This window comes from Actinoplanes lobatus (genome assembly GCF_014205215.1).
Lineage (GTDB): Bacteria > Actinomycetota > Actinomycetes > Mycobacteriales > Micromonosporaceae > Actinoplanes > Actinoplanes lobatus.
Genome location: NZ_JACHNC010000001.1, coordinates 1,094,679 through 1,120,045 on the forward strand (window position 1 = coordinate 1,094,679; position 25,367 = coordinate 1,120,045).

Below are 25,367 nucleotides of genomic sequence, written 5' to 3' on the forward strand. Positions count from 1 at the left end.
AGCGGCGGGCTCCCGGGAGCCCGCCGCTCGTCGTGTCCAGCGCTGGTGGGGTCAGTTGGTGACGTTCACCGGGGTGGCCAGGAGGCGGCCGCCGGTGGAGCTGACCAGGCTGATCGTGCGGATGGTGTTGCCCGGGTTCGGGCCGGTCACCCGGATGCTGAACGCGCCGGCCGCGTCCACCGTCCCGGTGCCGATGACCCGGCCGGTGAGCACGTCACCCAGCACCGCGGTGATCCGCTGCCCGGCGACGATGCCGCTCGTGCCGGAGATCCGCCACTCGTTGTTGCCGGTGCGGTAGCGGACCGACAGGCCGGTGAACGTCTCCCCCTGCGGACGGATCGTCACCTGGTCGCTGTGCGGTCCGGCCGCGCCGGTGACGGTCAACTCCAGGACCACCGGCTCGTTGTTGTAGACGTACCCCGTGTTGGGGCCGGGCGCGGCGGGCAGCGCCTGGGTCGGGTAGGTGAAGGTCGGCTTCGCGCTGTTCAGCCCGTTCAGCAGCACCGTCGGCCCGGACACCTGCCGCCACGCGTACGTCGAGGTGCCGGTCGAGCCGGTGCCGTCGAGAGTGACGGTGCGACCGCGGATCACGGTCTGGTCGGCGCCGGCGTTCGCCACGGCCGGAGCGGCGCCGGCGACCGTCACCGACAGCGTGATCGGCGCGCCGGCCCCGCTCGGACCGGCCACCAGCAGCTGGAACGTGTAGGTGCCGGCCTGCGCCGGGTCGAAGCTCGCGACCTTGGTGGCGGCGTCGGTCAGGGCGACGGCCGGGCCGCCGGTCTGGGTCCAGGCGTAGGTGTCGATCGCGCCGGTCGAGCCGGAGCCGTCCAGGACGACCCGCTGCCCGGCGACCGCGCCGAGGGTGGCGATCGCCGAGGCGACCGGGAGCTCCGGAAGGAACGCGTCGCCGGTGCCGCTGACCGGCACGGTCGTCGAACCACCGCTCGACGAGGTGACGGTGATCGTGGCGGGCGGGGCGACGACATCGGTGAACGGCGTCGCGCCGACGTCGCCGAACCCGGTGACGGCGAACGTCGGCGGGGTCGCGTCGGCGTCGCTGGAGGTGGCGGCGACGGTCAGGGTGGCGGCGTCGGCGTCGTACCGGGCCTCGGTGACCCGGACGACGTCGACCAGGGTCCGGGACTTCCGGGCGACCGGGCGGTCGCCCGCGTTGACCACCTCGATCTTCGTGCCGGCGGGCACCGAGCCGGTCACCGGGAAGCGGCCGTAGTAGCGGCCGTTCGCGCCGCGCAGGCGGGTGGTCCGGAAGCCGAGCGTCTCGTTGCCGGTCACCTCGACGGCCTGGCCGGGCTCGCTGCTGGCGTACACCTCGATGACGCCCTTGCCGTCCGCGCCGACGGTGTAGGTGGCCTGGTCGATGTCGACGCCACCGTTCTGGGCGTACCGGCCCTGGACGCTGAACTGATCGGTGAAGCCGACCTGCGTCCAGCCTCCGCTGGTCGGTTCGAACCGCTCGATCCGGATGAAGTTCGTGCCGTACGGGCTGCCGACGACCTCGTGGTCGACCCCCGGGTCGCCGACGTAACCGGCCGGGGCCGCCGGGGCCTCCGCCGGGTCCCACTTCAGGAACGGGCCGATCCGGCTGGTCAGGGCCTGCCCGAAGGCGCCGGCCGTGGTGCCGATGTCCTCGGTCATCCGGATGCCGCGGTCGGTGGCGGTCAGGTCGTCGACGCCGTACGGGTGGGTGATCCGGTAACGCTCGCCCTCGGCGGCGTCGAACCGGATCCGGATCCGGCCGAACACCATCTGGTCGCCGTCGCGGACCTGCTCGGCGGCCCAGGCGCCCTCCAGGTCCATGCCGATGGTGGCGTCCACCCCGTTGGCGAGGGTCAGTTCGGCCCCGGCGAGCTGGTAGAAGAACTCGCCCGGGAAGTTGTCCGGGTACGAGATCGGCAGGTCCGGGTCCGGCACCTCGTCCGGCAGGGTGGAGCAGAGCGGGTCGTCGAGCGTCGTGCAGGCCTCCAGCCGCACGCCCTCGCTGTCCCGGTACCAGGCCGGGAAACCGTGCTCGGCGAGCGGCCCGGCCTGGGTCAGTCGCCCGGTCCGGGGTGTGGACGGCTCCACCACGACCGCGAGAGCGACGCCCGCCAACGGTGCGATCACCGCCACGGTCACCCCCGCGGTGACCGCGAGGCGGCCCAGCTTCTTCTTCATCGAACTCCTCGGTTCTGGCGGATTCGGTTCGACCGGGAACCCTGCCGGGCGGACCTCTGGTCCGCCTGAGTTCGGCCCTGCGCTGCCTTAGCGTTCGCTGAGGACGGCTTCACCCGTACCCCCGTGGTCTGCGGAAAGGGTGAGGCCCGCCCACCGGGAGCGGTGGACGGGCCTCGACCGGCCTGATCGTGGAGAGGCGCTACTTGAGAGCGCCCTCCATGATGCCGCGGACCAGCTGCCGGCCGCCGATGAGCAGCAGGACGATCAGCGGGACCGTGGCGACGAAGGCGCCGGCCAGCACCCGGCGGTAGACCACGTAGTTGCCGCTGGCCAGGTCCGACAGGGCCACCATCGAGGTGGGGAAATCGGTGCCGTTCAGCGTGATCAGCGGCCACTGGAAGTCGTTCCAGGTGGCCACGAAGGTGAGCAGGCCGAGCACGGCGAGGGCCGGACGGATCGCCGGGACCACGACGGTCCAGTAGATCCGCAGGGTGAGCGCGCCGTCGATCCGGGCGGCCTCGACCAGTTCGTCCGGGATCGCGTGCCCGATGAACTGGCGCATGTAGAAGACGCCGAACGCGCTGACCAGGCCGGGTGCGATGACCGCGATCAGCTGACCGTTCCAGCCCAGCTTGCCCATCAGGATGTAGAGGGCGACCACGCCGAGCTGGTTCGGCACGGTCAGCGTCAGGATGACGACGAACATCAGGACGTTGTTGCCCTTGAAGCGCAGCTTGGCGAAGGCGAAGCCGGCCAGCGAGCAGAAGAACAGCGTCGACGCGGTCACCGCGAGGGCCACGATCAGGCTGTTGATCAGCGAGGCGGTGAAGTAGACGTCCTGGAGGGTGAAGACCTCGCGCAGGTTGACCATCAGCTGGTCGCCGGGGATCACCGACGGCGGCGACTTCATGACGGCGTCGTCGTTGCTCGTCGCGATGACGAACATCCAGTACACCGGGAACGCCGAGACCGCCAGGATGGCGAACAGCCCGAGGTAGGACTTCCAGGTGCCCGGGGTGTCCTGGGGCGCGCGGCTCAACAGGCGGGTGCTCACTTTCCGCCTCCCAGGCGCCGGGTGGCCAGCGCGTTGATCGCGGCCACGATCAGGATGATGAGGAACAGCGCCCAGCTCATCGCGGCCGCGTACCCGAGGTTGAGGTCACGCCAGCCGACCTTGTAGATCAGCTGCGCGATGGTCCGCCACTGGTGGTCGTAACCGCCGTTGGCCAGCGCCGGGTTCTCGTCGAAGAGCATCGGCTCGTTGAAGAGCTGGAGCCCGCCGATGGTGGAGAGGATGACGGTGAACAGCACGACCGGCTGGATCATCGGCACCGTGATCCGCCAGAGCTGACGCCACGGGCCGGCGCCGTCGACGGCCGCCGCCTCGTAGACGTCCTTCGGGATGGCCTGCATGGCGGACAGGTAGAGCAGCGCGTTGTAGCCGATCCACTTCCAGTTGACCATGGTGGCGATGGCGATCCAGCTGCTCCAGGTGTCGGCCCGCCAGTCGAGCGGTTGCTCCTCGCCGAAGCCGACCAGCGACAGCATCCAGTTGGCCAGGCCGTAGTCACGGCTGAAGAAGACCGCGAAGACCAGGGTCGACGCGGCCACCGGGGTGACGTACGGCAACAGGACGCCGATCCGCCAGAACGTGGCGCCGCGCAGCTTGCGGTTCAGCAGGTTCGCCAGCATCAGCGCGATGAGCAACTGCGGAACGGTGGAGAGGATGAAGATGCCGAACGTGTTGACCAGGGCGTCCCAGAAATCGGTGTCGCTCGCCAGCTTGGTGAAGTTCTCCATGCCGGCCCAGCCGGTGAGCGTCGGGTCGTCCAGGCGCCAGTGGCGCAGCGCCACCACGCCGTTGAAGATGATCGGGAACAGGCCGAAGATCGCGAAGAGCACGAAGAACGGCGCGATCAGCAGGTAAGGCACGGTCTTGGTGTCGAAACGGTAGAGCCAGAACTTCGCGCGGTTCGGCGGTGCGTGTTTCGGCTCCTCGGTCCGCACCACGCGTACGTCGGTGAGGGACACGACTACTCCTCTTACGGGCCGGACGGCGGGACGGCCGAAGCCGCCCCGCCGTTGCGGAGGATTCAGGTCAGGACTTGGATGCCTTCTCGGCTTCCTTGACCGCCTCGGCCCAGGCATCGGCCGACTTGAGCTTGCCCTGGCCGACCCGGTTGATCACGTTCTCCACGGCGACGCGGGTCGGGCCGTTCTTCTTACCGAGGTACTGCGGCTTCAGGTTCTCCGCGGTGGAGGCGAAGATCTGGCCGGTCGGCGCGTCGGTGAAGAACTCCTTCTTGAAGTTCAGCACGTTGGGGTCCTTGTAGAGGGCCGGCTGCGAGGGCAGGTTGCCGACCGTCTTGAAGACCTCGATCTGCTGCTCGGGCTGGATCAGCCACTCGACGAACTTGTAGGCCTCATCGACGTTCTTGCCCTGCTTCGGGATGGTCCACCAGGAGCCGCCCCAGTTACCGCCGCCGCCCGGGATCGCGGCGATGTCCCACTTGCCCTTCTGATCGGGCGCGGTGTCCTGGATGTGGCCGAGCATCCACGCCGGGCAGGCGAGGACGGCGAACTGGTCCTTCTTGAAGCCCTGGTCCCAGTTCGGCTGGAAGCTGGCCAGGTTCGCGGAGATGCCCGCGTCGAGGGCCTTCATCGCGACGTCGAAGCCGGCCTTCGGGCCGCCCTCCATCTGGAGGGTCTCCTGCTGGTCGTAGAAGCCGACCGGCTGCTGCGAGAGGACCGGGTTGAACAGGTTGGTGGCCGAGTCGACGAACTTCTTGCCGGTCTTCGCCGTGTACGTCTTACCGGTCTCGATGAACGCGTTCCAGTCCGGCCACAACTTGGAGACCGACTCACGATCGGTGGGCAGGCCGGCCGCCTTGAACAGGTCGGTGCGGTAGCACATGGCCAGGCCGCCGACGTCGGTGCCGAGGCCGATCTGCTTGCCGTCAGCCGACTGCGAGGCCTTCCACTTCCAGTCCAGGTACTTCGACTCGTAGCTGCTCGCGCCCTTGTCGTTCAGGTTGACGAACTGGTCCGCCTGACCACGGAACTGGACGATGAAGCCCTCGTCGACGGCCGAGATGTCCGGAGCGCCGGAGCCCGCGACCAGCTTCTTCTGCAGGTCCTCGTGCTGAGCGTTGTACTCGCCCGAGTTCAGGGCGATCTTGATGTTGGGGTGATCGGCCTCGTACTTGGCCTTGAGGGCGTCCAGGCCCATGTCGCCCCAGAAGTTGACCTTCAGGGTGATCTGGCCGCCTTCGGTGCTGGAGTCGTTGCCCTCCAGCGCCTGGCCACTGCAGCCGGCGATGGCCAGCGCGGCGACGAGGCCGGCGGCCCCCACGCGCGCGGCGCGACGTCCGAAACGTTCCATGTCATTCCTCCGCAAGGAGATGCGCATCACTGAACCGGGTAAGTTGGGGGAACCGTAAGCCCGGCTTTCAGCCATGTCAATACCGGGTTACGGGCGCGCTCCCAACCCCACCCAGTCCGGATTATTCGGACACCAGGTTTACATTGTCCGATGTGTGCCGTAACACTTAACCGATCAAGCGTGTGTCGGACGTCGAGGGAGTCCGTCGGCGTGCACCCGGCGCCCGATAAGCTCGGCGGCAGTGGGGACAGAGGAGACTGAGTGAAGCGGCCCACAATCGCCGACATCGCACGGCGGGCGGGCGTGTCCAAGGGCGCCGTGTCGTACGCGCTCAACGGCCAGCCAGGCGTCTCCGAGGCGACCCGTAAACGCATCCTGTCGATCGCCCAGGAGATCGGGTTCAACGCCAACAGCGCGGCCCGGGCCCTGTCCGGCGCCCGCGCGCGGGCCGTCGGCCTGACCCTGTGCCGGCCCGCCCGGCTGCTCGGCATAGAGCCCTGGTTCATGGGCCTGATCAGCGGTTTCGAGGCCGAGCTGGGTGAGCGGTCGTACGCGCTGACACTCCAGGTGGTGGCCACCCCCGAGCAGGAGGTCGAGGTCTACCGCCGCTGGTGGGGCGAACGCCGGATCGACGGCGTGATCGTCACCGACATCCGGGAGAACGACATCCGCATCCCGGTCCTCCAGGAACTCCAGCTCCCGGCCATCGTGATCGGCGGCCCCGGCGACACCGGGCCGATCGCCCAGATCTGGTCCGACGACGCCGGCGCCATCACCGAGGCGGTCCGCTACCTGGTCGCCCTGGGGCACCACCGGATCGCCCGGGTCAGCGGCCCGCCCGGCCTACTGCACACACAGAACCGCACCAAGGCCTTCGAGGGCGTCTGCGCCGCCCTCGGCCTGGACCACTCGATCACCATCCCGGCCGACTACACCGGCGAGGAGGGCAGCCGGGCCACCCGGCGCCTGCTGATCGGCGGGGACCGGCCCACCGCGATCATCTACGACAACGACGTGATGGCGGTCGCCGGCCTGGCCGTGGCACAGGAGATGGGCCTCTCCGTACCGGGCGACCTGTCCATCGTGGCCTGGGACGACTCGCCACTGTGCAGCCTCGTCCACCCGCCGCTCACCGCGCTCAGCCGGGACATCTCGGCGTACGGGGCACAGGCCGCCCGGGAGCTGCTCAACGCCATCGACGGCACCAAGGTGGGCAACGTGGAGGCGGGCCGGGTGCACCTCACCCCACGCGGGAGCACCGCGCCGCCGCGCTAGCCGCGGTGGCTCTCCAGGTAGGCCTCGACGCGCTCGGCCGGGCCCGGGTAACCGAGCGCGAAACCCTGGCCGTACCGGCAGCCGGCCGCCACCGCCCGGGCGATCTGCTCGTCGGTCTCCAAACCCTTGGCCACCACGTCCAGGCCCAGCCGGCGACCGAGACTGACCACCACGTCCAGCACCGCCGGGCCGCCGCCGACCACCGCCTCCGAGGACGGGTCGACCAGCGCCCGGCTCAGCTTCAGCATGTCCACCGGCAGCCGCCGCAGATGCGACAGCGACGTCTGGCCCGACCCGAAGTCGTCCAGCGCGGCCCGGACACCGAGTTTGCGCAGCCCGGCCAGGGCGGCCACGATCGCCGGCACGTCCTCGGCGATCCAGGTCTCGGCCACCTCCACGACCAGGCGCTCCGGAAGGAGGCCGTGGCGCCGCAGGATGGTGGCGACCCGGTCCGGGAAACGGGCGGTGAGCAGCTCACGCGGCCCCACGTTCACGGACAGCCAGAAATCGTCGCGCACCGTCCATGAACAGAGACGGCGGCACGCCTCGTCGAGCACCCACTCGTCCAGCTCGGCGGTGATCCCCAGCGCCGCGGCGATCGGCAGCAGCTCCCCCGGCGCGATGGTGCCCAGCTGCGGGTGCCGCCAGCGGATCAGCGCCTCGACCCCGGCCGGGCGGCCGTCGCGCAGCGCCGACACCGGCTGGAAGACCAGATCCAGCTCCCCGCGGCCGGCCGCGCCGAGCAGCTGCTGCTCCAGCTCCATCCGGCGGTGCAGCTGGATCTCCACGTCCGGGTCGTACCACTCGACCCGGTCCCGGCCCAGCTGCCGGGCCCGCTGCCGGGCCAGGTCCGCCTGCCGCAGCACGTCGTCCGAGTCGGCGCCACCGGCCAGCTCGGCCAGGCCCACGCTGGTGTAGAGCGTCACGGTCGCCCCGGGCAGCGGGTACGGCTCGCCGAGAGTCGTGACGATCCGGGCGGCCAGGGCGTACGCGGGCACCGCCGACTCACCGGTCAGCACCGCGAACTCGTCGCCGCCCAGCCGGGCCGCCACGTCCTCGCCACCGAGCAGGCCCCGGATCCGGCGGCTCACCTCGACCAGCACGGCGTCGCCGATCTCCCGGCCCCGGGTGTCGTTGACCTCGGCCAGCCCGTGCAGGTCGATCACCAGCAGAGTGCCCTGCTGCCCGGCCCGGCGGCGGAAGGCCAGCAGGTCCCGCATCAGCGCCCGGCGGTTCGCCAGGCCGGTCAGCTGGTCCAGATAGGAGAGCCGGCTCAGGGTGCGCTCCAGGTGCCGGCGCTCGCCGACGTCCCGGACGTGCACCACGAGCGCCGCCACCTCGGGGACCGCCCGCTGGTCGGAGATCGTCGACTCGGTGTCCCGCCAGAGCTGGGCGCCGTCCCGCAGCCGGGCGTTGACCAGCACCGGCGGCCCGCCCTCGTGCTCACCGGCGAGGATCGACCCGATCACCGCGTCCGCGTCCGCCGCGTCGTCCGGGTGGATCAGCTCACGGAACTCCCGGCCGATCACCTCCTCGTCACGCAGCCCGAACAGGCGGGCCGCGGCCGGGGACTGCCAGCGGACGGTCAATCTCTCGTCCAGGACCAGCGTCAGGTCGGTGGCGCCGGCCACCAGGGAACGGAAGTGCGCCTCGGCCACCCGCAGCCGGCCCGCGTACCGGCGGATGTCGCGCACCACGAGCAGTTCCCGTACGACCAGGACGCTGACCATCACGAGACCGAAGATGATCGCCTCGGTGTCGAAGTCCCGGACCGTCACCAGGTGCCAGATCGCGGCGACCACACCGACCGCGGCCGGCACCGCCAGCAGCGGATAGCTGGCCAGGTACTGGTCCGGGTGGCGGGGCTCCAGCGGCGGGGGCGGCAGGTCCCGCCGGGAGCCGCCGGCCGCCGACGCGGTCAGCCCACCCACCACCAGCAGCGTGGCCGCCCCGAGCAGCGGGCCGGTGGAACGGTAGGCGAGCATCCCCAGCCCGATCAGGACCAGCGACGATCCGGCGCCGCACCACATGGCCGGCACCGGGCGGGGCCGGGCCCGCAGCACGATCACCGTGACCATCGCGACGCCGCCGGCCGCGATGAGCAGCGCCGGCACCAGCTCGGGACGCCGGGTGGTGGCCGGGATCAGGTACGCCGCGAAGCCCAGGCTCACCCCGAGCCCCACCCCGTCGAACATCCGCCGCAGCCGGACCACCCAGTTCCGGGCCGCGCCGGGCAGCAACGACGTGCCGGTCACGAAGCAGATCGCGGCGACGGCCAGCCCGGCGGTCAGCCCGGCGACCCGGTGCTCCGGCGCCCACCACGGGATCAGCCCGGTCAGCCCGGTGGCCAGCGCGCCCATGCCCACGAAACCGGCGCCCCGGCAGGCCACGAAGGTGCCGTCGGCGCGGTGGATCGACAGCGCCACGCGGATCAGGACGGCGGCCGCACCGAGGCCGGCGACGGCGATCGCCAGCGCCGCGACAGCGGAGCCGGGTGGCACGGCGGTCATCGGCGGTCCTCTGCTGTCGGCCCGGCGCGCCGGGGTGGGGCGGAGCGAGAGGGAGCTGCACCGGGTCAACGAGGGTCCCCGGATCGGGTTACGGCACGGCGTGTCACCGTCCCACGAACGGAATCGTCTGCCATTCAACGATGACGGTCAACCGGTGACCGGGCGGACGGGCCCGGCGTACCGGGTGGGAGGATGGGGGATGTGAGCAGTCGTCCCGTCCTCCGCGTCCGTAAGTCCGGCGCCGTGCTGGTCGCCGCGTTGATCGCGCTCGTCGGCACGGTCCCGCTCGCCGGCTCCGCCTGGCAGCTGACCCCGATCCTGCTGATCCCGCTCGCCGCCCTGGTCTGGGCCTGGCGGGCCGGCACCGACGTCTACCCCGACGAGCTGCGGGTGCGCGCCCTCTTCGGCGGCAGCCGGGTGCCCTGGAGCCGGGTCGACGAGCTGGCGCCGGACGAGCACGGCCGGGTCTCCGCCCTGCTCGACAACGGCAACGTCATCCGGCTCACCGGTGTCACCAGCAAGAATCTTCCGCTCGTCCTCGAGGCCGGCGGTCACCCGGTGACCGACCGGGACGCCGCCGGTCAATGAGCGGCGGGGTTCTGTCGGACCTCGCGGCTACCCTGGTCGGCAGATGTCGAGAGGGGTGGCTTGTCGTGCGATTCCGCCGGGTCCGCGCTGTGGCCGCGACGTCCGGCGCCGTGCTGGCGCTGACCGCGGGTTGCAGCTTCGGGCCACCGGGCCCGGATCAGGCCGGCTCGCCGCCCAACCTGCCCCGCCCGTCGGTCGCGCCGACCGCCGGTGAGGGCGACGCCGAGCGCGAGGTCGCCCTCAGCGTGCTGGCGAAGGACCTCGAGGTTCCGTGGGGCATGGCCTTCCTGCCCGACGGCGGCGCGGTGGTCACCGAGCGGGACACCGCCCGCATCCTCAAGATCGGTCCCGAGTCGACCGCCGGCGGGCTCAAGGTCACCGAGTTGCGGCGGCTCGGCGAGGTCACGGCCGGTGGTGACGGCGGCTTGCTCGGCGTGGCCGTGTCACCGAAGTTCGAGTCGGACAAGACCCTCTTCGTCTACTACACGACCGCCGAGGACAACCGGATCGCCAAGATCGCCGGAGACGGGCCGGTCCAGCCGATCCTCACCGGCATCCCGCGGTCCGAGCAGCACAACGGCGGAGCCCTGGCGTTCGGGCCGGACGGCCTGCTCTACGTGGGCACCGGCGACGGCACCGCCGACGGCGGCCAGGCCCAGGATCCGAAGAGCCTGGGCGGCAAGATCCTGCGGATCACCACGGCCGGCAAACCCGCCCCCGGCAACCCGGTGCGCAATTCGCCGGTCTGGTCGTCCGGCCACCGCAACGTGCAGGGCCTGGCGTGGGACGAGACGAAGCGGATGTTCGCCACCGACCGCGGCCAGCCACGCACCGCCGAGCTCAACGTGGTGGTGAAGGGGAAGAACTACGGCTGGCCGACAGCCGACGGCCCGGCCACCAACCCGAAATTCACCGATCCCCTGGTCTCCTGGCCCACCGACACGTCGTCGTGCGCCGGTGTCGCCACGCTGGAGAGCATGGTCGCCACCGCGTGCGTGCTCGGCCGGCGGCTGCAGCTGCTCAACGTGACAGGCAACGGCACGGTGCTGGGCAGCCCGCAGGAGCTGCTGACCGACGATTTCGGCCGGCTGCGCGCCCTGGCCACCGCGCCGGACGGCTCGTTCTGGGTGGCCACCTCCAACCAGGAGGACGCCGGGCAGCCCGGCCCCGAGGACGACCGCATTCTCCGGCTGGTCTTCTCCGACGGCGGCGCCGGCCGGAGTTGACGGCGATGACTGTTTCGCGGCGATCAGGATCGGGCAGGTGAGCTCCCGATGAGCGAGGCGCCGACCAACCAGGAACCGCCCGGGCAGAGCGGACGCCGACGCGCCGCCACACTTGTCGGATCGGTGGCGCGGCCCTTCCGGGCGGCCGCCGCGCAGCTCCGGTCCTCCGCCTGGTTCGCCGGCCTTTCCCGGGCGCTGGCCGGGCCCCTTCGGACCGGCGCCGGCTTCTTCCGGGCGGCCACCGGTCTGACCGGCCGGGCGGTCCGGCATCGCTGGTACCGGCGGCTCCGGGTCGCGGCCGCGATCGGGTTGACCGCGGTCATCGGCTCGATGATCGGGGTGATGCTCTTCGCCCGCTCCGATCTGAACGTCGGCCCGTTCAGCGCCGAGATGTCGGTGACCCCGTCCGTGCACGGCGGCACCGAGGTGAACATCCCACCGCTCGGCTCACTGCACCTGGACAGTCACCGGGGCCCGGTGCACCTGCGGGTGGACCTCGGTTCGCTGGACCAGAGCCGGACCGAAGCGCTGATCGACAACCCGGCCGCGATCAGCACGGCCGGCGAGCGTGCGGTCGACGAGGTGGTCACCGGGGTGGCCCGGCTCGGCCTGCGCACCATGGGCCTGGCCGTGCTCAGCACGCTCATCCTGGCCGCGCTGATCTTCCGCGACACCCGGCGGACGGCGGCGGCCGGCCTCACCGCACTGGTCGTAACCGGCGGCAGCCTGGGCCTGGCCGCCGCCACGCTGCGACCGGATTCGATCAGTGAGCCACGCTATGAGGGCCTGCTCGTCAACGCGCCCGCCGTGGTCGGTGACGCCCGGCGGATCGCCGACAACTACGGGCGCTACTCGGAACAGCTCCAGGCCATCCTCGGCAACGTGAGCCGGGTCTACTCGACCATCTCGGCGCTGCCGGTCTACGAGCCGGCCGGCAACACCACCCGCCTGCTGCACGTCTCCGACCTGCATCTGAACCCGACATCGTGGGGCCTCATCCGGACCGTGGTGGACACCTTCGAGATCGACGCGGTGATCGACACCGGCGACATGGTCGACTGGGGCAGCAGCGCCGAGACGTCGTTCGTGGCCTCCATCCCGTCGGTCCAGGTCCCCTACATCTACGTGCGCGGCAACCACGACTCGATGGCGATCCAGGCGGCGGTGGCCCGGCAGAGCAACGCCGTGGTCCTCGACGACGCGCTCACCGAGATCGACGGGCTGACCATCGCGGGCATCGGCGACCCCCAGTTCACCCCCGACAAGAGCGAGACGAACGCGGCCGGCGACGAATCCGGCCCCGAACTGCTGACCGCCGCCGGCGACCGCCTGGCACAGACCATCCGCGACTCGGGCAAAAAGGTCGACATCGCTCTGGTCCACGACCCGGCCATGGCCCAGCCGCTGTCCGGCGTGGTCCCCCTGGTACTCGCCGGACACCTGCACCGCCGCGTGGTGAGCACACTGCCCGCACCCACCGCGCCCCCGCCCGGCCCGTCGACGTCGGCCTCCCCGGCCCCATCGGCGTCCACGGCGCCCCCACCCACCTTCACCACACGCCTCATGGTGGAGGGCTCCACCGGCGGCGCCGGGCTACGCGGCCTGGAGGGTGAGGACGCGACCCCGCTGAGCCTGTCGGTCCTCTACTTCGACGAGAACCACGAGCTGAAGGCGTACGACGACATCCAGCTGGGCGGCACCGGCGAGTCGAACGTGGAGATGCAGCGCAACGTCATCGGCCTCGAACCGGAACCGACCCCCACCCCGACACCCTCACTCTCGCCCGCCCAGCCGTCCCGCTGACCACCCCGCCATCCCGCCCCACCACTCCGTCCCACCACTCCGTCCCACCGCTTCGCCTGCCCGCCTATCCGCCCACCGCTTCGCCCCACCACTCCGCCTGCCGCCTATCCGCCTGCCTCACCGCTTCGCCTGCCGCCTATCCGCCTGCCTCACCGCTTCGCCTGCCGCCTATCCGCCTGCCCGCCTATCCGCCTGCCCCACCGCCTCAGCCACGCACCACGTAGCGCCGATTCCGGCCTTGCGGAAACCGTCACCCCACGCCACCTAAGCGACCGATCTTGGACGATCTCCCACCCCATCCGTTGGTCGATCACCCAAGATCATCACCACCGACGCCCCTCACTCCAGGCCTCACGGCCCCAGCCCACCCGCCACCCGCCACCCGCCACCCGCCACCCGCCACCCGCCACCCGCCGCGATCTTGGACGATTTCCCACCCGCGCTGGTGGCTGATCGCCCAAGATCTCGGGCGGCAGGGCACGGCGCAAGCAGGACGCATCAGCCCTGCCGAACCTTGGACGAATCATCACCGGACGCGGTGGGCAGACGTCCAAGATCTCGGGCGGCAGAGCACGCGCAAACAGGACGCATCAGCCCTGCCGAACCTTGGACGAATCATCACCGGACGCGGTGGGCAGACGTCCAAGATCTCGGGCGGCAGAGCACGCGCAAACAGGACGCATCAGCCCTGCCGAACCTTGGACGAATCATCACCGGACGCGGTGGGCAGACGTCCAAGATCTCGGGCGGCAGAGCACGCGCAAACAGGACGCATCAGCCCTGCCGGACCTTGGACGAATCATCACCGGACGCGGTGGATAGACGTCCAAGATCTCGGGCGCGGGACACGCAGCAAGCAGGCGCAACCACACCCCACCAGGCCTTGGGCCTTTGCCTCAGAGAGGCAACGGGCCGGCGGGGGCGACGGGCACGGTGGGGGCGACGGGCACGGTGGAGTGAGTCCGGCGTTGAGTAGGGCTGGGCGGGGTGGGGTGGGTCCGGCATTGGGTCGGGCTGGGCGGGGTGGAGTGGGTCCGGCGTTGAGTAGGGCTGGGCGGGGTGGGGTGGGTCCGGCATTGGGTCGGGCTGGGCGGGGTGGAGTGGGTCCGGCGTTGAGTCGGGCTGGGCTGGGTGGAGTGGGTCCGGCGTTGAGTCGGGCTGGGCTGGGTGGAGTGGGTCCGGCGTTGAGTCGGGCTGGGCGGGGTGGGGTGGGTCCGGCGTTGAGTCGGGCGTAGCTGGGCGGGTGGGGTGGGGTGGGCCTTCAGGGGATTTGGCGGAGGTCCAGCAGGAGAGTGCCGGTGTCCAGGCCCTCGGGGTCGATCTCGATCGTGTAGAGGCCGGCTGAGGTGCTGAAAGCCAGCGATGCGGTGGGCTGCTCGGCGGTCAGGGTGCCGGAGCCGGCGTCCAGGCCCAGGGGTGTTCGCAGTTGTACCCAGGTCTGGTCGGTGGTGGTCAGGGAGCCCCGGCGGACGGTCAGGCGGAGCTGGTCGCCCTCCTTGGCGCGGAAGGTGACGTAGGCCCGCTCGCCGGCCCGGGCCAGGGTGATGCGGGACGGTGGGGCGCCGAGGGTCAGACGCGCCGAGACGGAGCCGACCAGTTGGAGGGTCAGTGTCCCGGTGCGTGTGGTGTCCGGGTTGACTTCGATGGTGTGGACGCCGCCGGCCGTGGTGTCGAAGTCCAGGGTTCGGTAGTCGCTGTCCTCGCCGAGCGCTCCGAGCACCTCGGTCTCGCCGGCGGGGGTGGTCACCTTGAGGTCCGTGTACTCCTGCCGGGGCAGGGTGCCGCGCCGGGCCACCAGGGTGAGTCGCCGTTTCGCCGGGGACGGGAAGGTGAGGAAGGCTCGTTCGCCGGGTTTTCCGATGGTGACCTTCTGGGGCGGGCCGCCGGGAACGAGGGTGCCCGAGGTGGATCCGCGGAGGCTGACCAGTACGGTTCCGTGTTCGGCGACCCGGGGTTTGATCTCGATGATGTAGCCGGCGGTCGCCGGGGCGGTGAAGTCGACGCTCGCGGCTGACCAGGTGGTGAGCAGGGTGCCCTCGGCCACCTTCTCGTCGATGCGGCGGATGATCACGTCGGTGTTGTCGGCCGCGGTGAGGGTTCGGCGTTCGGCCAGTACGGTGAGACGCTGCCCGGCGGTGGCGTCGAACCGGACGATGGCGAGCCGGTCGGCGTCCACCAGCGCGCCGGGGCCGCCGACGGTGAGCCGCTCGATTCCCGGGGTCACGGCGCGGGACAGCGGACGACCGACCGTGAGCCGCTCGCCCATGGGCGCCGTGCCGAACAGAGGGCCACCGGCCGTGAGACGCTCGGCGGCCGGGGTCACGGCGGCGAGCAGACGGCCACCGAGCCTGAACTGCTCGCCCGGGACCGCCGTGCCGAACAGAGGGCCACCGGCCGTGAAACGCTCGACGGCCGGGGTCATGGCGACGAGCAGGGGGCCGCCGGTGGAGTTCAGGCCGGTCAGTACGACCGTGGCGAGCACCCCGACCGCAGAGAACAGTGACATTTCCGCAGAATATGACAGATTGCCCGTTTCTCGGTGGGGATCGGGGCGCCCTCATACGCGAACGCCGTGAGCGGGCGTCGGCAGCTTCGCCCGGAACGGGCGGCAAAGGGCCGGGGACGGCAGCGCCCGGCCCCCATGGATTCCCGGGGCCGGGCGTAGCCGTACAGAATCGGTCAGGAAACGCCGAGGCGCTCCAGGAGCAACTCGCGGACGGTCTTGGCGTCCGCCTGGCCGCGTGTGGTCTTCATGACCGCGCCCACCAGGGCGCCCGCGGCGGCGATCTTGCCGTCGCGGATCTTGGCGGCGATGTCCGGGTTCGCGGCGATGGCCTCGTCGACGGCGGCCGTGAGGGCGCCCGTGTCGTTGACCACCTCGAGGCCGCGGGCGGCCATCACCTCGGCCGGGTCGCCCTCGCCCGCGACGACACCCTCCAGGACGGTACGGGCGAGCTTGTCGTTCAGCTTGCCCTCGTCGACCAGCTTCTGCAGGGCCGCGACCTGGGCCGGCGTGGCGCCGACCGCGGTGAGCTCGACGTTCAGCTCGTTGGCGCGGCGGGCCAGCTCGCCCATCCACCACTTGCGGGCGCCCGCGGGGGACGCGCCGGCCGCGATGGTCTCCTCGATGATCTCGACGGCACCGGCGTTGGCCACCGACTGCATGTCGAGTTCGGTGATGCCCCACTCCTCGCGGAGGCGGGCCCGGCGGGTGCTGGGCTTCTCCGGGAGTTCCGCCATCAGGGTGGCGACCCACGCCGGGTCCGGGGCGATCGGCACCAGGTCGGGCTCGGGGAAGTAGCGGTAGTCGGTCGCGGTCTCCTTGGAGCGCCCGGAGCTGGTGTCGCCCCGGTCCTCGTGGAAGTGCCGCGTCTCCTGGTGGATCTTGCCGCCGTCGTCGAGGATCCCGGACTGGCGGATGATCTCGGTGCGGACGGCGCGTTCGACCGAGCGGAGCGAGTTGACGTTCTTCGTCTCGGTCCGCGTGCCCCACTCCTCGCCCGGGCGGTTCAGCGAGGTGTTGACGTCGCAGCGCATCGAGCCCTGCTCCATCCGCACGTCGGAGACGCCCAGCGAGCGGACGATGTCGCGCAGCTCGGCAACGTACGCCTTGGCGATCTCGGGAGCGAGCCCGCCCAGGCCGGGCACCGGCTTCGTGACGATCTCGACGAGCGGGATGCCGGCCCGGTTGTAGTCGACCAGCGACTCGGTGGCGCCGTGGATCCGGCCGGTGGCGCCGCCGACGTGCAGCGTCTTGCCGGTGTCCTCCTCGATGTGCACCCGCTCGATGCCGATGCGGTACTCGACGCCGTCCACGACGACGTCGACGTAGCCGTCCACGCAGAGCGGCTCGTCGTACTGCGAGGTCTGGAAGTTCTTCGGCATGTCCGGGTAGAAGTAGTTCTTCCGGGCCATCCGGCACCACTCGGCGATGTCACAGTTCAGCGCCAGGCCGATCCGGATGGTCGCCTCGATGGCGGCCCGGTTCATCACCGGCAGCGCGCCGGGCAGGGCCAGGCAGACCGGGCAGACCTGGGTGTTCGGCTCGGCGCCGAAGTCGGTCTTGCAGCCGCAGAACATCTTGGTCGCGGTGCCCAGCTCGACGTGGGTCTCCAGGCCGATGACCGGCTCGTACCGGGTGAGGATCTCTTCGTAGGTCATCTCTGCTCCCTCCTCACAGGGCCGGCGGGGTGAACGTGCCGACGGCGGATTCGAGCGCGGCGGCGACCCGGTACATCCGGTCGTCGGCCAGCGTCGGGGCCATGATCTGGAAGCCGACCGGCAGGCCCTCGGAGAGCCCGCACGGGACCGAGATGGCCGGTCCGCCGTACAGGTTCGTCGGGATCGTGAAGAGGTCGGCGAGGTACATCTGGTACGGGTCGGAGGTCCGGGATCCGAACGGGAACGCCACGAACGGGGTGGTCGGCGAGACCAGCACGTCCACCTTCTCGAACGCGGACTGGAAGTCCCGGGTGATCAGGGTGCGGACCTTCTGCGCCTGGCCGTAGTAGGCGTCGTAGTAGCCGCTGGACAGGGCGTAGGTGCCGATGATGATCCGGCGCTTCACCTCGGGGCCGAAGCCGGCCTCCCGGGTCAGCGACATGACCTCCTCGAGCGAGCGGTTGCCGTCGTCGCCGGCGCGCAGACCGTACCGGACACCGTCGAAGCGGGCCAGGTTGGAGGAGCACTCGCTGGGGGCGATCAGGTAGTAGGCCGGCAGCGCGTACTCGAAGTGCGGGCAGGACACCTCGACGACCTCGGCGCCCAGCTTGACCAGCTTCTGAAGTGACTCCTGGAACGCGGCGGTCACGCCGGGCTCGGAGCCGTCGCCGGCGAACTCCTTGACGATGCCGAGCTTCACCCCGGTCAGGTCACCGGTCGCGCCGAGGCGGGCGGCCGCCACCACGTCCGGCACCGGCTGCGGGATCGAGGTGGAGTCCCGCGGGTCGTGGCCGGCGATCACCGCGTGCAGCAGGGCGGTGTCCTCGACGGTCCGGGCGCAGGGGCCGGGCGTGTCCAGCGAGGAGGAGAAGGCGATCAGGCCGTACCGGGAGGTGCCGCCGTAGGTGGGCTTCGCGCCCACCGTGCCGGTGACCGCGCCGGGCTGGCGGATCGAGCCGCCGGTGTCGGTGCCGATCGCGAGCGGGGCCTCGTAGGCGGCGAGCGCGGCGGCCGAGCCACCACCCGAGCCGCCCGGGATCCGGCCCAGGTCCCACGGGTTGTTGGTCGGGCCGTACGCGCTGTACTCCGTGGAGGAGCCCATCGCGAACTCGTCCATGTTGGTCTTGCCGAGGATCGGCATGCCGGCCTTCTTGAGCCGCTCGACGATGGTCGCGTCGTACGGCGGCTTCCATCCTTCGAGGATCTTCGAGGCGGCGGTGGTCGGGACGCCCTTGGTGGTCACCACGTCCTTGACGGCGATCGGCACGCCGGCCAGCGGGCCGGTGATCTCCCCGCGGTCGACGGCGGCGGCCGCTTCGAGGGCGCCGGCCCGGTCGACGTGCAGGAAGGCGTGCACCCGGTCGTCGACGGCGGCGATCCGGTCGAGGTGCGCGGTGGCGACCTCGACGGCGGAGACCTCCTTCGTGGAGATCAACTTAGCGAGATCAAAAGCGGAGAGCCTGGTCAGGTCGGTCACGATCAGTCCTCCTCGTCCAGGATGCGCGGCACCCGGAAACGGCTCTCGTACGCGTCCGGAGCGCCGGACAGCGCCGCGTCCTGCGTGAGGCTCGCCGTGGGGACGTCCTCGCGGTACACGTTGGTCAGCGGCACCGAGTGGGAGGTCGGCGGGATGTCCTCCGCGGCCACCTCACCGACCCGCGCGACCGACTGCAGGATCACGTCGAGCTGCCCCGCGAATCGATCGAGCTCTTCTTCGGTCACGGCGAGCCGCGACAGGCGCGCCAGGTGCGCTACCTCTTCGCGGGAGATGGCGGCCATCCTGCCCCCTCATCGTTTGACGGTTTAACTGCCGGGCCTGAGTCTATTTCGCCGCGATTCCCGGGCTTGACCGGGCGGTACCGCCGGCGCCACGCGGCAAGATCGGCGGCCGGCATGGGACGGGCGTGGAACCAGCCCTGCGCCATGTGGCAGCCGGCGGCCGCGAGCATCCGCCAGGTGGCCTCGTCCTCCACGCCCTCGGCGACGGCGCGCAGCCCCAGCGAGTCGGCCAGGCCGATCACCGAGCGGACGATCGCGGCGTCGCCCCGGTCGGTGGTCATGCCCAGCACGAACGAGCGATCGATCTTCACCTCGGCGAGTGGCAACCGCCGAAGATGCTGCAACGACGAGTAGCCGGTGCCGAAGTCGTCCAGCGAGATGCCCACGCCCATCCGGCTGAGCCGGGTGGTGGTCTCCAGGACCCGGTGCGGGTCGGCCATCAGCGCGCTCTCGGTGATCTCCAACTGCAGAAGATCAGCGGGTACGCCGTACCGGCCGAGCAGCGCGCCCACCCGGTCCGCGATGTCCCCGGCGTGCAGGTCGCGGGCGCTGACGTTGACCGCGGCCCGCAGCGGCACACGGTCCCGCCGCCAGGCCGCGAGCTGGGCCACCACCTCCTCCAGCACACGTGCGGTGAGCAGCCGCATCACCGGGGTCGGCTCGGCCGCGCGGAGCAGCTCCTCCGGGCCGACCGTGCCGCGCCGCGGATGCCGCCAGCGCAGCAGCGCCTCCACGCCGACCACCTCGCCGGTCGCGATGGCGACCTGCGGCTGGTAGTAGAGGACTATCCCGTCGTCGGGCGGGTCCCGGCGCAGCGCGGTGCGCAGGTCGGCGACCAGGGTGAGCTTGTCGGGGGTGTGCTCGGCCACGTCCGGCCCGTGCACGGCGACCTGGTCACCGCGCTCTTTCGCCTCGTACATGGCCGACTCGGCCTCGCGCAGCAGGGTGCTGTCGTCGCGGCGGCCGGATTGCAGTGCTATCCCGATCGAGGCGCTCAGCTCGACCGGGGTGCCGTCCAGCGGGAACGGGCGGCTCAGCTCGTCGGTCAGGTGCTGGGCGATGCGCCGGGCCGAGGCCGGGTCCTCGACCCGGGTGGCGAGCACCGCGAACTCGTCGCCGCCGAGCCGGACCACCAGGTCGTGGGTGGGCACCGCGGCGGTCAGCCGGTCGGCGACCCGGGTCAGCAGCCGGTCCCCGGCGCCGTGGCCGAGGGCGTCGTTGACCGTGCGGAACCGGTCCAGGTCGATCAGGAGCAGGGCGCGGCGCCGGTGCGGGTCGCGTTCGGCCATCGCGGCCTGGAGGCCACGCCGGTTGGGCAGGCCGGTCAGCGGGTCGAAGCGGGTGGCCCGCTCGAACTCGCCGGCCCAGCGGACCATCCGGTGCACGGCGTGCAGCGCCAGCAGGGCCAGCGGCAGCAGCGCCGGGCTGACCCGGGCCGCGACCAGCACCACCGGGCCGAGCAGCAGCAGGGCCGCGGTGGCGAACAGGTCGGCGTGGCCGCGGCGGCGCCGGCGTGGCGGGACGTCCGAGGTCAGCGCCCGGGCCAGGGCGGCCACCGAGTACCGGGCGAGCATCCAGGTGACGGCGGCCACGCAGATCAGCACCGCCGCCCACCAGCCCGGGCTGTCGTCGACACGCAGCGACGCCAGGTGGGCGACGGCCGACGCGGCGAGCAGCGCCGCAGCGTGCTGCACGGTCAGGTGCAGGGTACGCCGGGGCGAATGCCGCATCCGGGCGCCCGCCACCGCCACCGCCACCGTCTGCACGGCCACCGCCGGCAGCGCTCCCCAGGCGAGGGCGATGCCGAAGGTGAAGCAGATCGACGGCAGGATCACCGAGCTGGCGCGGCGGCCGGGCACCACGTACGGCCGGACGTCCACCAGAACGGCCAGCACCGCCATGGTCCAGAAGGCCGGTGTCAGGCCGCCGCTCGCCCAGATCAACGGGACGGCGGCCACCACGGCCGGCACGGTGGTGACAAGCACGGCACGGCGGTGGTCCGGACCGGCCAACCGTGGGCGAGCGGCATCCATGCGACCTCCACGATGGCCTCGATCACCGATCGCCTACACCATAGATCCATATGGCGCTTTTTGTCCGAAAGCGCCTAAACGTTGTTAGCCGTCGGATAGCTCTCAGACGTGCGATCCGTCGGGATTCACCCTTCCGGGGTGGTCTCGGCCACCGCCCTGGCCGCCTCCGGACCGTCCGCCAGCAGGACCCCGAACCCCGCCTCGTCGAGCACCGGCACCTTGAGGGCGAGCGCCTTGTCGTACTTGCTGCCCGGGTTGTCGCCGACCACCACGAACCCGGTCTTCTTCGACACCGAGCCGGTCACCTTGCCGCCCCGGGTGGTGATCTCCTCGGCCGCCTTGTCGCGGGTGTAGCCGGCCAGGGTGCCGGTGACCACGACGGTCACGCCGTCCAGCGTGCGGGGGCCGGTCTCCACCCGCTCGTCGGCCATCCGCACGCCCGCGGCCCGCCACTTCCCGACGATCTCCCGGTGCCAGTCGACGGCGAACCACTCGCGCAGGCTCTCGGCGATGATCGGGCCGACGCCGTCCACCTCGGCCAGCGGGTCGACGACCTTGACGGTCCGTTTGACCACCGCCTTCCCGGCCGTCGCCGGGCTCTCCGCGCCCTCGGCCTCGTCCGGCTCCTCCGCGACCACCGGCACCAGCGCCTCGACCTCGGGCAGCGCCGCCGTCCGCGCGACGATCTCCTCGATCGCCTCCATCGCCTGGTACTCCAGGGCGAGCGCCTCCGCCGCCGTCGGCCCGACATGCCGGATCGAGAGCGCCCGCACGATCCGGGCGAGCGGCCGCCCCTTCGCCTCGGCCAGGCTCAGCAGCATCTTCTCCGCGTTCGCCCCGAGTGTTCCGTCCTTCTTCACGAAGAACGGCGCCCGGAGCAGGTCGTCTGCGGTCAGCGTGAACAGATCGCCCTCGTCGAACAGCACACCCGAATCGATCAGCGCGCGCGCCGACTTCTCCCCCAGCACGTCGATGTCCAGAACGTTGCGCTGCCCGATGTAGGTCAGCCGTTCCCGCCGCTGCCCCACACAGAACCGCGAGTTCGGGCACCGGATGTCGATGTCACCCTCTTTCGCCGGGGCCAGCGGCGTCCCGCAGTCGGGGCACTCGGTCGGCATCACGAACGCCCGCGCGTCCGCCGGCCGCAGCTCCAGCAGCGGCCCGAGGATCTCCGGGATGACGTCACCGGCCTTGCGCAGCACCACGGTGTCGCCGATCAGCACGCCCTTGCGGGCCACCTCCTGCGCGTTGTGCAGGGTGGCGAACTCGACCTCCGAACCGGCCACCACCACCGGTTCCACCACCGCCTGGGGCGTGACCCGGCCGGTGCGGCCCACATTGACCCGGATGTCGAGCAGCTTGGTGGTGACCTCCTCCGGCGGGTACTTGAAAGCGATCGCCCACCGGGGCGCGCGGCTGGTCGACCCGAGCCGCCCCTGGATGGCGACCTCGTCGACCTTCACCACCACACCGTCGATGTCGTGCTCGACGTCGTGCCGGTGCTTGCCGTAGAACTCGATGAACTCGCGCACCCCGGCCAGGTCGTCGACCAGCTTCCACCGCTCGCTGACCGGCAGGCCCCACGCCTTCATCGCCGCATAGGCCGCCGACTGCGACTCCGGGAGGAACCCCTCCCGCGCGCCCAGCCCGTGCACCACCATGCCGAGCCCGCGCGACCCGGTGACCCGTGGATCCTTCTGCCGCAGGCTGCCGGAAGCGGCGTTACGGGGATTCATGTACGTCGGTTTACCCTGCTCCACCAGCATCGCGTTGAGCGCCGCGAACGCCTCGGCCGGGAAGTAGATCTCGCCGCGCACCTCGACCAGGCCGGGCACGTCGTCACCGGTCAGCCGCTCCGGGATGTCCCCGATGGTCCGCACGTTGGGGGTCACGTCGTCGCCGACCCGCCCGGTGCCACGGGTGGCGGCGCGGACCAGAACACCCTTCTCGTACGTCAGGTTGATCGCCAGACCGTCGATCTTGAGTTCGCACAGGAACCGCACCGGGCCGCCGGCGTCCCGCACCGCGCGCTCGGCCCACGCCGTCAGCTCGTCGAGGTTGAACACGTTGTCCAGCGACATCATCCGCTCGGCGTGCTCGACCTTGGGGAAGTCTCCGGTCGTCGTACCGCCGACCGTCTGGGTCGGCGACTCGGGGGTGCGCAGCTCCGGGAACTCCGCCTCCAGCGCCTCCAGCTCGCGCAGCAACAGGTCGAACTCCGCGTCCGACACCGTCGGCGCGTCGAGCTGGTAATAGCGGTGCTGGTGCTCGCGGATCTCGTCGGCCAGCTCGGCATGCCGGGAAGATGCCTCTGGGGTAGCCACTGAACCGAACCTCCGTCTAAGAAATACGATCAAACCTCGGCGATCCGACGGCCCGCCTCGGCACACGCCTTGAGCAACGCGCGGGCGTAGCCCATCGGCGCGCCGGCCAGCCCGCAGGCCGGGGTGATCACGACCTGCCCGGGCAGCCGGGCGGCCGGGAAGCCGAGCCGCTGCCAGAGGGTCCGCACCCGGTCGGCGATCTGTTTCGACTCCGGACGGCGGCCGGCGACCGCACGGGTCGGCGCCGCCCCGGCGAAGATCCCCAGCCCCGCCTCGATCGCCTCGCCGAGCGGGTCCAGATCCTTGAACAGCGACAGGTCGAAGGCGACCGCGGCGGCCCGGGCGTCCCGGATCACCTGCAACGGCACCTCGGGCGCGCAGCAGTGCACGATCACCGGGGTGTCGACCGCCTCGACCACGGTGCGCAGACGCGACGCGGCGTCCGGTCCGTCCACCTTCCGGTAGGCGCTGAGCCCGCTCTCGGTCGGCACCTGCCCGGCCAGCACGGTGGGCAGCGACGGCTCGTCGAGCTGGAGCAGCACGGTCGCCCCGGGCACCCGCTTGCGCACGTCGGCCACGTGCCGGCGCAGCCCCTCGGCCAGCGAGGCGGTCAGATCCCGGACCGCGCCCGGGTCCCGCAGCATCCGCCCGCCGATCGGCAGGTCCAGGTTCGCGGCCAGGGTCCACGGCCCGGCGGCCTGGATCTTCAGCGGGCCGGAGTATCCGTCGGCCTGCTCGGTGAGCTGGTCCAGATCGCGTTCCAGCAGATCCGCGGTCCGCCGCAGGTCCGTGCCCGGCCGCGAGGCGATCTGCCAGCGGCCGGCGTAGACCTGCACCGGCAGCTCGACGAGGAACCCGGCGGTCCGGCCGATCATGTCGGCGCCCGGGCCGCGCTCGGGCAGCTCGGGCAGGTGCGGCAGGCCGGGCAGCTCACCCAGCACGATCCGCTGGGCCTCGGCGATGTCGGTGCCGGGCAGCGAGCCGATGCCGGTGGCGGCACCCGCGCCCCAGGGGAACTCAGGCATGCGACGACACCCGGGAACCGGCCGTGATCGTCGCCGAGCCGAGCACGATGTCCCCCTCGGGATCCGGCTGGTAGGCGACGATCGCCTGACCTGCGGCGACGCCTCGCGCCGGTGATTTCAAAGCAGCGACCAGGGCATCGGAGGCGACCGACACCGAAGCCGGGACCACCTCGCCGTGCGCCCGCAGCTGAACCTCGCAATCCAGCCGGGTGTCCGCGCCGTGCCAGATCGGCCGATCGGCGGTGACCACGTCGACCTCAAGATCCTCACGCGGGCCGACGGTCACCGTGTTGGTCACCGGGGTGATCGACAGCACGTAGCGCGGGCGGCCGTCGGCGGCGGGAACCCGCAGGTCGAGGCCCTTGCGCTGGCCGATGGTGAACCCGTACGCCCCGTTGTGGGTGCCCAGCCGCTCGCCGGTGCGCCCGTCCACGATGTCGCCGGGCGCCGACCCGAGGCGGCCCTCCAGGAACCCGCGGGTGTCACCGTCGGCGATGAAGCAGATGTCGTGCGAATCCGGCTTGTCGGCCACGGCCAGCCCACGCTCGGCGGCCTCGGCCCGGACCCGCTCCTTCGTCGAGTCGCCGAGCGGGAAGATCGCCCGGTCGAGCTGGGCCCGGGTCAGGACGGCCAGCACGTACGACTGGTCCTTGGCCAGGTCGACACTGCGCCGCAGCAGGCCGTCAGCGCCCAGGCGGGCGTGGTGGCCGGTGACCACCGCGTCGAAGCCCAGGGCCACCGCCCGGTCCAGCACCGCCGCGAACTTGATCTTCTCGTTGCAGCGCAGGCAGGGATTCGGGGTACGGCCGGCCGCGTACTCGTTCACGAAGTCGTCGACGACGCTGTCGTGGAACTCCTCGGCCATGTCCCACACGTAGAACGGGATGCCGATCACATCGGCGGCCCGGCGGGCATCCCGCGAGTCCTCCAGGGTGCAGCAGCCGCGCGCCCCGGTCCGGAACGTCTGGGGGTTACGGGCGAGCGCGAGGTGCACGCCGGTGACATCATGGCCGGCGTCACGGGCGCGCGCGGCGGCGACCGCCGAATCGACACCGCCCGACATGGCTGCGAGAACACGCATGTTCC

At 71.5% G+C, this 25,367-nt stretch carries 17 protein-coding genes; 4 read left to right on the forward strand and 13 right to left on the reverse strand.

Annotated elements, in window-relative coordinates; translation table 11 throughout:
- Window positions 1-51: 51 nt before the first annotated feature.
- The 4 genes from BJ964_RS04810 to BJ964_RS04825 all read right to left on the reverse strand — a co-directional run bounded on the left by BJ964_RS04810 (window position 52) and on the right by BJ964_RS04825 (window position 5,557).
- On the reverse strand, window positions 52-2,175 hold the full coding sequence (locus BJ964_RS04810; protein ID WP_188119544.1) for a PKD domain-containing protein: 2,124 nt from the start codon (window positions 2,173-2,175) through the stop codon (window positions 52-54).
- A gap of 199 nt (window positions 2,176-2,374) precedes the next feature.
- Window positions 2,375-3,214, reverse strand: a complete 840-nt coding sequence (locus tag BJ964_RS04815) for a carbohydrate ABC transporter permease (RefSeq protein ID WP_407650834.1) — start codon at window positions 3,212-3,214, stop codon at window positions 2,375-2,377.
- An 11-nt stretch (window positions 3,215-3,225) separates the two neighbouring features.
- Complete coding sequence (locus tag BJ964_RS04820; protein WP_407650788.1) at window positions 3,226-4,206, reverse strand: carbohydrate ABC transporter permease; 981 nt, start codon at window positions 4,204-4,206, stop codon at window positions 3,226-3,228.
- A gap of 67 nt (window positions 4,207-4,273) precedes the next feature.
- Window positions 4,274-5,557 (reverse strand): ABC transporter substrate-binding protein, encoded by a 1,284-nt coding sequence (locus tag BJ964_RS04825; RefSeq protein WP_188119547.1) that lies wholly within the window; start codon window positions 5,555-5,557, stop codon window positions 4,274-4,276.
- A 261-nt stretch (window positions 5,558-5,818) separates the two neighbouring features.
- Between BJ964_RS04825 and BJ964_RS04830 the strand changes: the two genes are divergently transcribed.
- Window positions 5,819-6,832: a LacI family DNA-binding transcriptional regulator gene (locus BJ964_RS04830; RefSeq protein WP_183216684.1), complete on the forward strand. Its 1,014-nt coding sequence runs from the start codon at window positions 5,819-5,821 to the stop codon at window positions 6,830-6,832.
- Here the strand turns inward: BJ964_RS04830 and BJ964_RS04835 are convergent.
- Window positions 6,829-9,342 carry a putative bifunctional diguanylate cyclase/phosphodiesterase gene (locus BJ964_RS04835; RefSeq protein WP_188119548.1) on the reverse strand — a complete coding sequence of 838 codons (2,514 nt, stop codon included), beginning with the start codon at window positions 9,340-9,342 and terminating at the stop codon, window positions 6,829-6,831. The two genes, BJ964_RS04830 and BJ964_RS04835, sit on opposite strands and share 4 nt — an antisense overlap.
- Before the next feature lie 192 nt (window positions 9,343-9,534).
- Between BJ964_RS04835 and BJ964_RS04840 the strand changes: the two genes are divergently transcribed.
- The 3 genes from BJ964_RS04840 (at window position 9,535) to BJ964_RS04850 (ending at window position 12,959) form a co-directional block, all read left to right on the forward strand.
- Window positions 9,535-9,930, forward strand: coding sequence for a PH domain-containing protein (locus BJ964_RS04840; RefSeq protein ID WP_188119549.1), 396 nt, complete (start codon window positions 9,535-9,537; stop codon window positions 9,928-9,930).
- Window positions 9,931-9,995: 65 nt separating this feature from the next.
- Window positions 9,996-11,156, forward strand: coding sequence for a PQQ-dependent sugar dehydrogenase (locus BJ964_RS04845; RefSeq protein ID WP_229806566.1), 1,161 nt, complete (start codon window positions 9,996-9,998; stop codon window positions 11,154-11,156).
- Window positions 11,157-11,204: 48 nt separating this feature from the next.
- Entirely contained in the window at window positions 11,205-12,959 is a 1,755-nt protein-coding gene (locus tag BJ964_RS04850) for a metallophosphoesterase family protein (RefSeq protein ID WP_229806567.1), read from the forward strand.
- Window positions 12,960-14,220: 1,261 nt separating this feature from the next.
- Here BJ964_RS04850 and BJ964_RS04855 read toward each other — a convergent pair.
- The 8 genes from BJ964_RS04855 to mnmA form a co-directional block, all read right to left on the reverse strand.
- Window positions 14,221-15,465 (reverse strand): hypothetical protein, encoded by a 1,245-nt coding sequence (locus tag BJ964_RS04855; protein ID WP_188119551.1) that lies wholly within the window; start codon window positions 15,463-15,465, stop codon window positions 14,221-14,223.
- Between the two features lie 173 nt (window positions 15,466-15,638).
- The gene (gene gatB, locus BJ964_RS04860) at window positions 15,639-17,120 is read right to left on the reverse strand and encodes an Asp-tRNA(Asn)/Glu-tRNA(Gln) amidotransferase subunit GatB (protein WP_188119552.1); all 1,482 of its coding nucleotides are present in this window, start codon (window positions 17,118-17,120) and stop codon (window positions 15,639-15,641) included.
- Window positions 17,121-17,133: 13 nt separating this feature from the next.
- Window positions 17,134-18,597: an Asp-tRNA(Asn)/Glu-tRNA(Gln) amidotransferase subunit GatA gene (gatA, locus tag BJ964_RS04865; protein WP_188119553.1), complete on the reverse strand. Its 1,464-nt coding sequence runs from the start codon at window positions 18,595-18,597 to the stop codon at window positions 17,134-17,136.
- A 2-nt stretch (window positions 18,598-18,599) separates the two neighbouring features.
- Window positions 18,600-18,899, reverse strand: coding sequence for an Asp-tRNA(Asn)/Glu-tRNA(Gln) amidotransferase subunit GatC (gene gatC / locus BJ964_RS04870; protein ID WP_188119554.1), 300 nt, complete (start codon window positions 18,897-18,899; stop codon window positions 18,600-18,602).
- The gene (locus BJ964_RS04875; RefSeq protein WP_188119555.1) at window positions 18,872-20,932 is read right to left on the reverse strand and encodes a putative bifunctional diguanylate cyclase/phosphodiesterase; all 2,061 of its coding nucleotides are present in this window, start codon (window positions 20,930-20,932) and stop codon (window positions 18,872-18,874) included. The genes gatC and BJ964_RS04875 overlap by 28 nt, the downstream gene beginning before the upstream one ends.
- A gap of 125 nt (window positions 20,933-21,057) precedes the next feature.
- Window positions 21,058-23,289: an NAD-dependent DNA ligase LigA gene (gene ligA, locus BJ964_RS04880; protein WP_188119556.1), complete on the reverse strand. Its 2,232-nt coding sequence runs from the start codon at window positions 23,287-23,289 to the stop codon at window positions 21,058-21,060.
- Window positions 23,286-24,281 carry a methionine synthase gene (locus tag BJ964_RS04885; RefSeq protein WP_188119557.1) on the reverse strand — a complete coding sequence of 332 codons (996 nt, stop codon included), beginning with the start codon at window positions 24,279-24,281 and terminating at the stop codon, window positions 23,286-23,288. Before BJ964_RS04885 ends, ligA begins: the two co-directional genes overlap by 4 nt.
- Entirely contained in the window at window positions 24,274-25,362 is a 1,089-nt protein-coding gene (mnmA, locus tag BJ964_RS04890) for a tRNA 2-thiouridine(34) synthase MnmA (RefSeq protein ID WP_188119558.1), read from the reverse strand. Before mnmA ends, BJ964_RS04885 begins: the two co-directional genes overlap by 8 nt.
- Window positions 25,363-25,367: the final 5 nt, after the last annotated feature.

Bases quoted from the DNA above. Each gene is read 5' to 3' on its own strand.
- BJ964_RS04840 (WP_188119549.1), top strand. From the start codon at position 9,535: ATGGGGGATGTGAGCAGTCGTCCCGTCCTCCGCGTCCGTAAGTCCGGC.
- mnmA (WP_188119558.1), bottom strand. From the start codon at position 25,362: ATGCGTGTTCTCGCAGCCATGTCGGGCGGTGTCGATTCGGCGGTCGCC.
- BJ964_RS04835 (WP_188119548.1), bottom strand. From the start codon at position 9,342: ATGACCGCCGTGCCACCCGGCTCCGCTGTCGCGGCGCTGGCGATCGCC.
- BJ964_RS04825 (WP_188119547.1), bottom strand. From the start codon at position 5,557: ATGGAACGTTTCGGACGTCGCGCCGCGCGCGTGGGGGCCGCCGGCCTC.
- BJ964_RS04885 (WP_188119557.1), bottom strand. From the start codon at position 24,281: ATGCCTGAGTTCCCCTGGGGCGCGGGTGCCGCCACCGGCATCGGCTCG.
- BJ964_RS04810 (WP_188119544.1), bottom strand. From the start codon at position 2,175: ATGAAGAAGAAGCTGGGCCGCCTCGCGGTCACCGCGGGGGTGACCGTG.
- BJ964_RS04855 (WP_188119551.1), bottom strand. From the start codon at position 15,465: ATGTCACTGTTCTCTGCGGTCGGGGTGCTCGCCACGGTCGTACTGACC.
- BJ964_RS04850 (WP_229806567.1), top strand. From the start codon at position 11,205: ATGAGCGAGGCGCCGACCAACCAGGAACCGCCCGGGCAGAGCGGACGC.
- gatC (WP_188119554.1), bottom strand. From the start codon at position 18,899: ATGGCCGCCATCTCCCGCGAAGAGGTAGCGCACCTGGCGCGCCTGTCG.
- BJ964_RS04875 (WP_188119555.1), bottom strand. From the start codon at position 20,932: ATGGATGCCGCTCGCCCACGGTTGGCCGGTCCGGACCACCGCCGTGCC.
- gatB (WP_188119552.1), bottom strand. From the start codon at position 17,120: ATGACCTACGAAGAGATCCTCACCCGGTACGAGCCGGTCATCGGCCTG.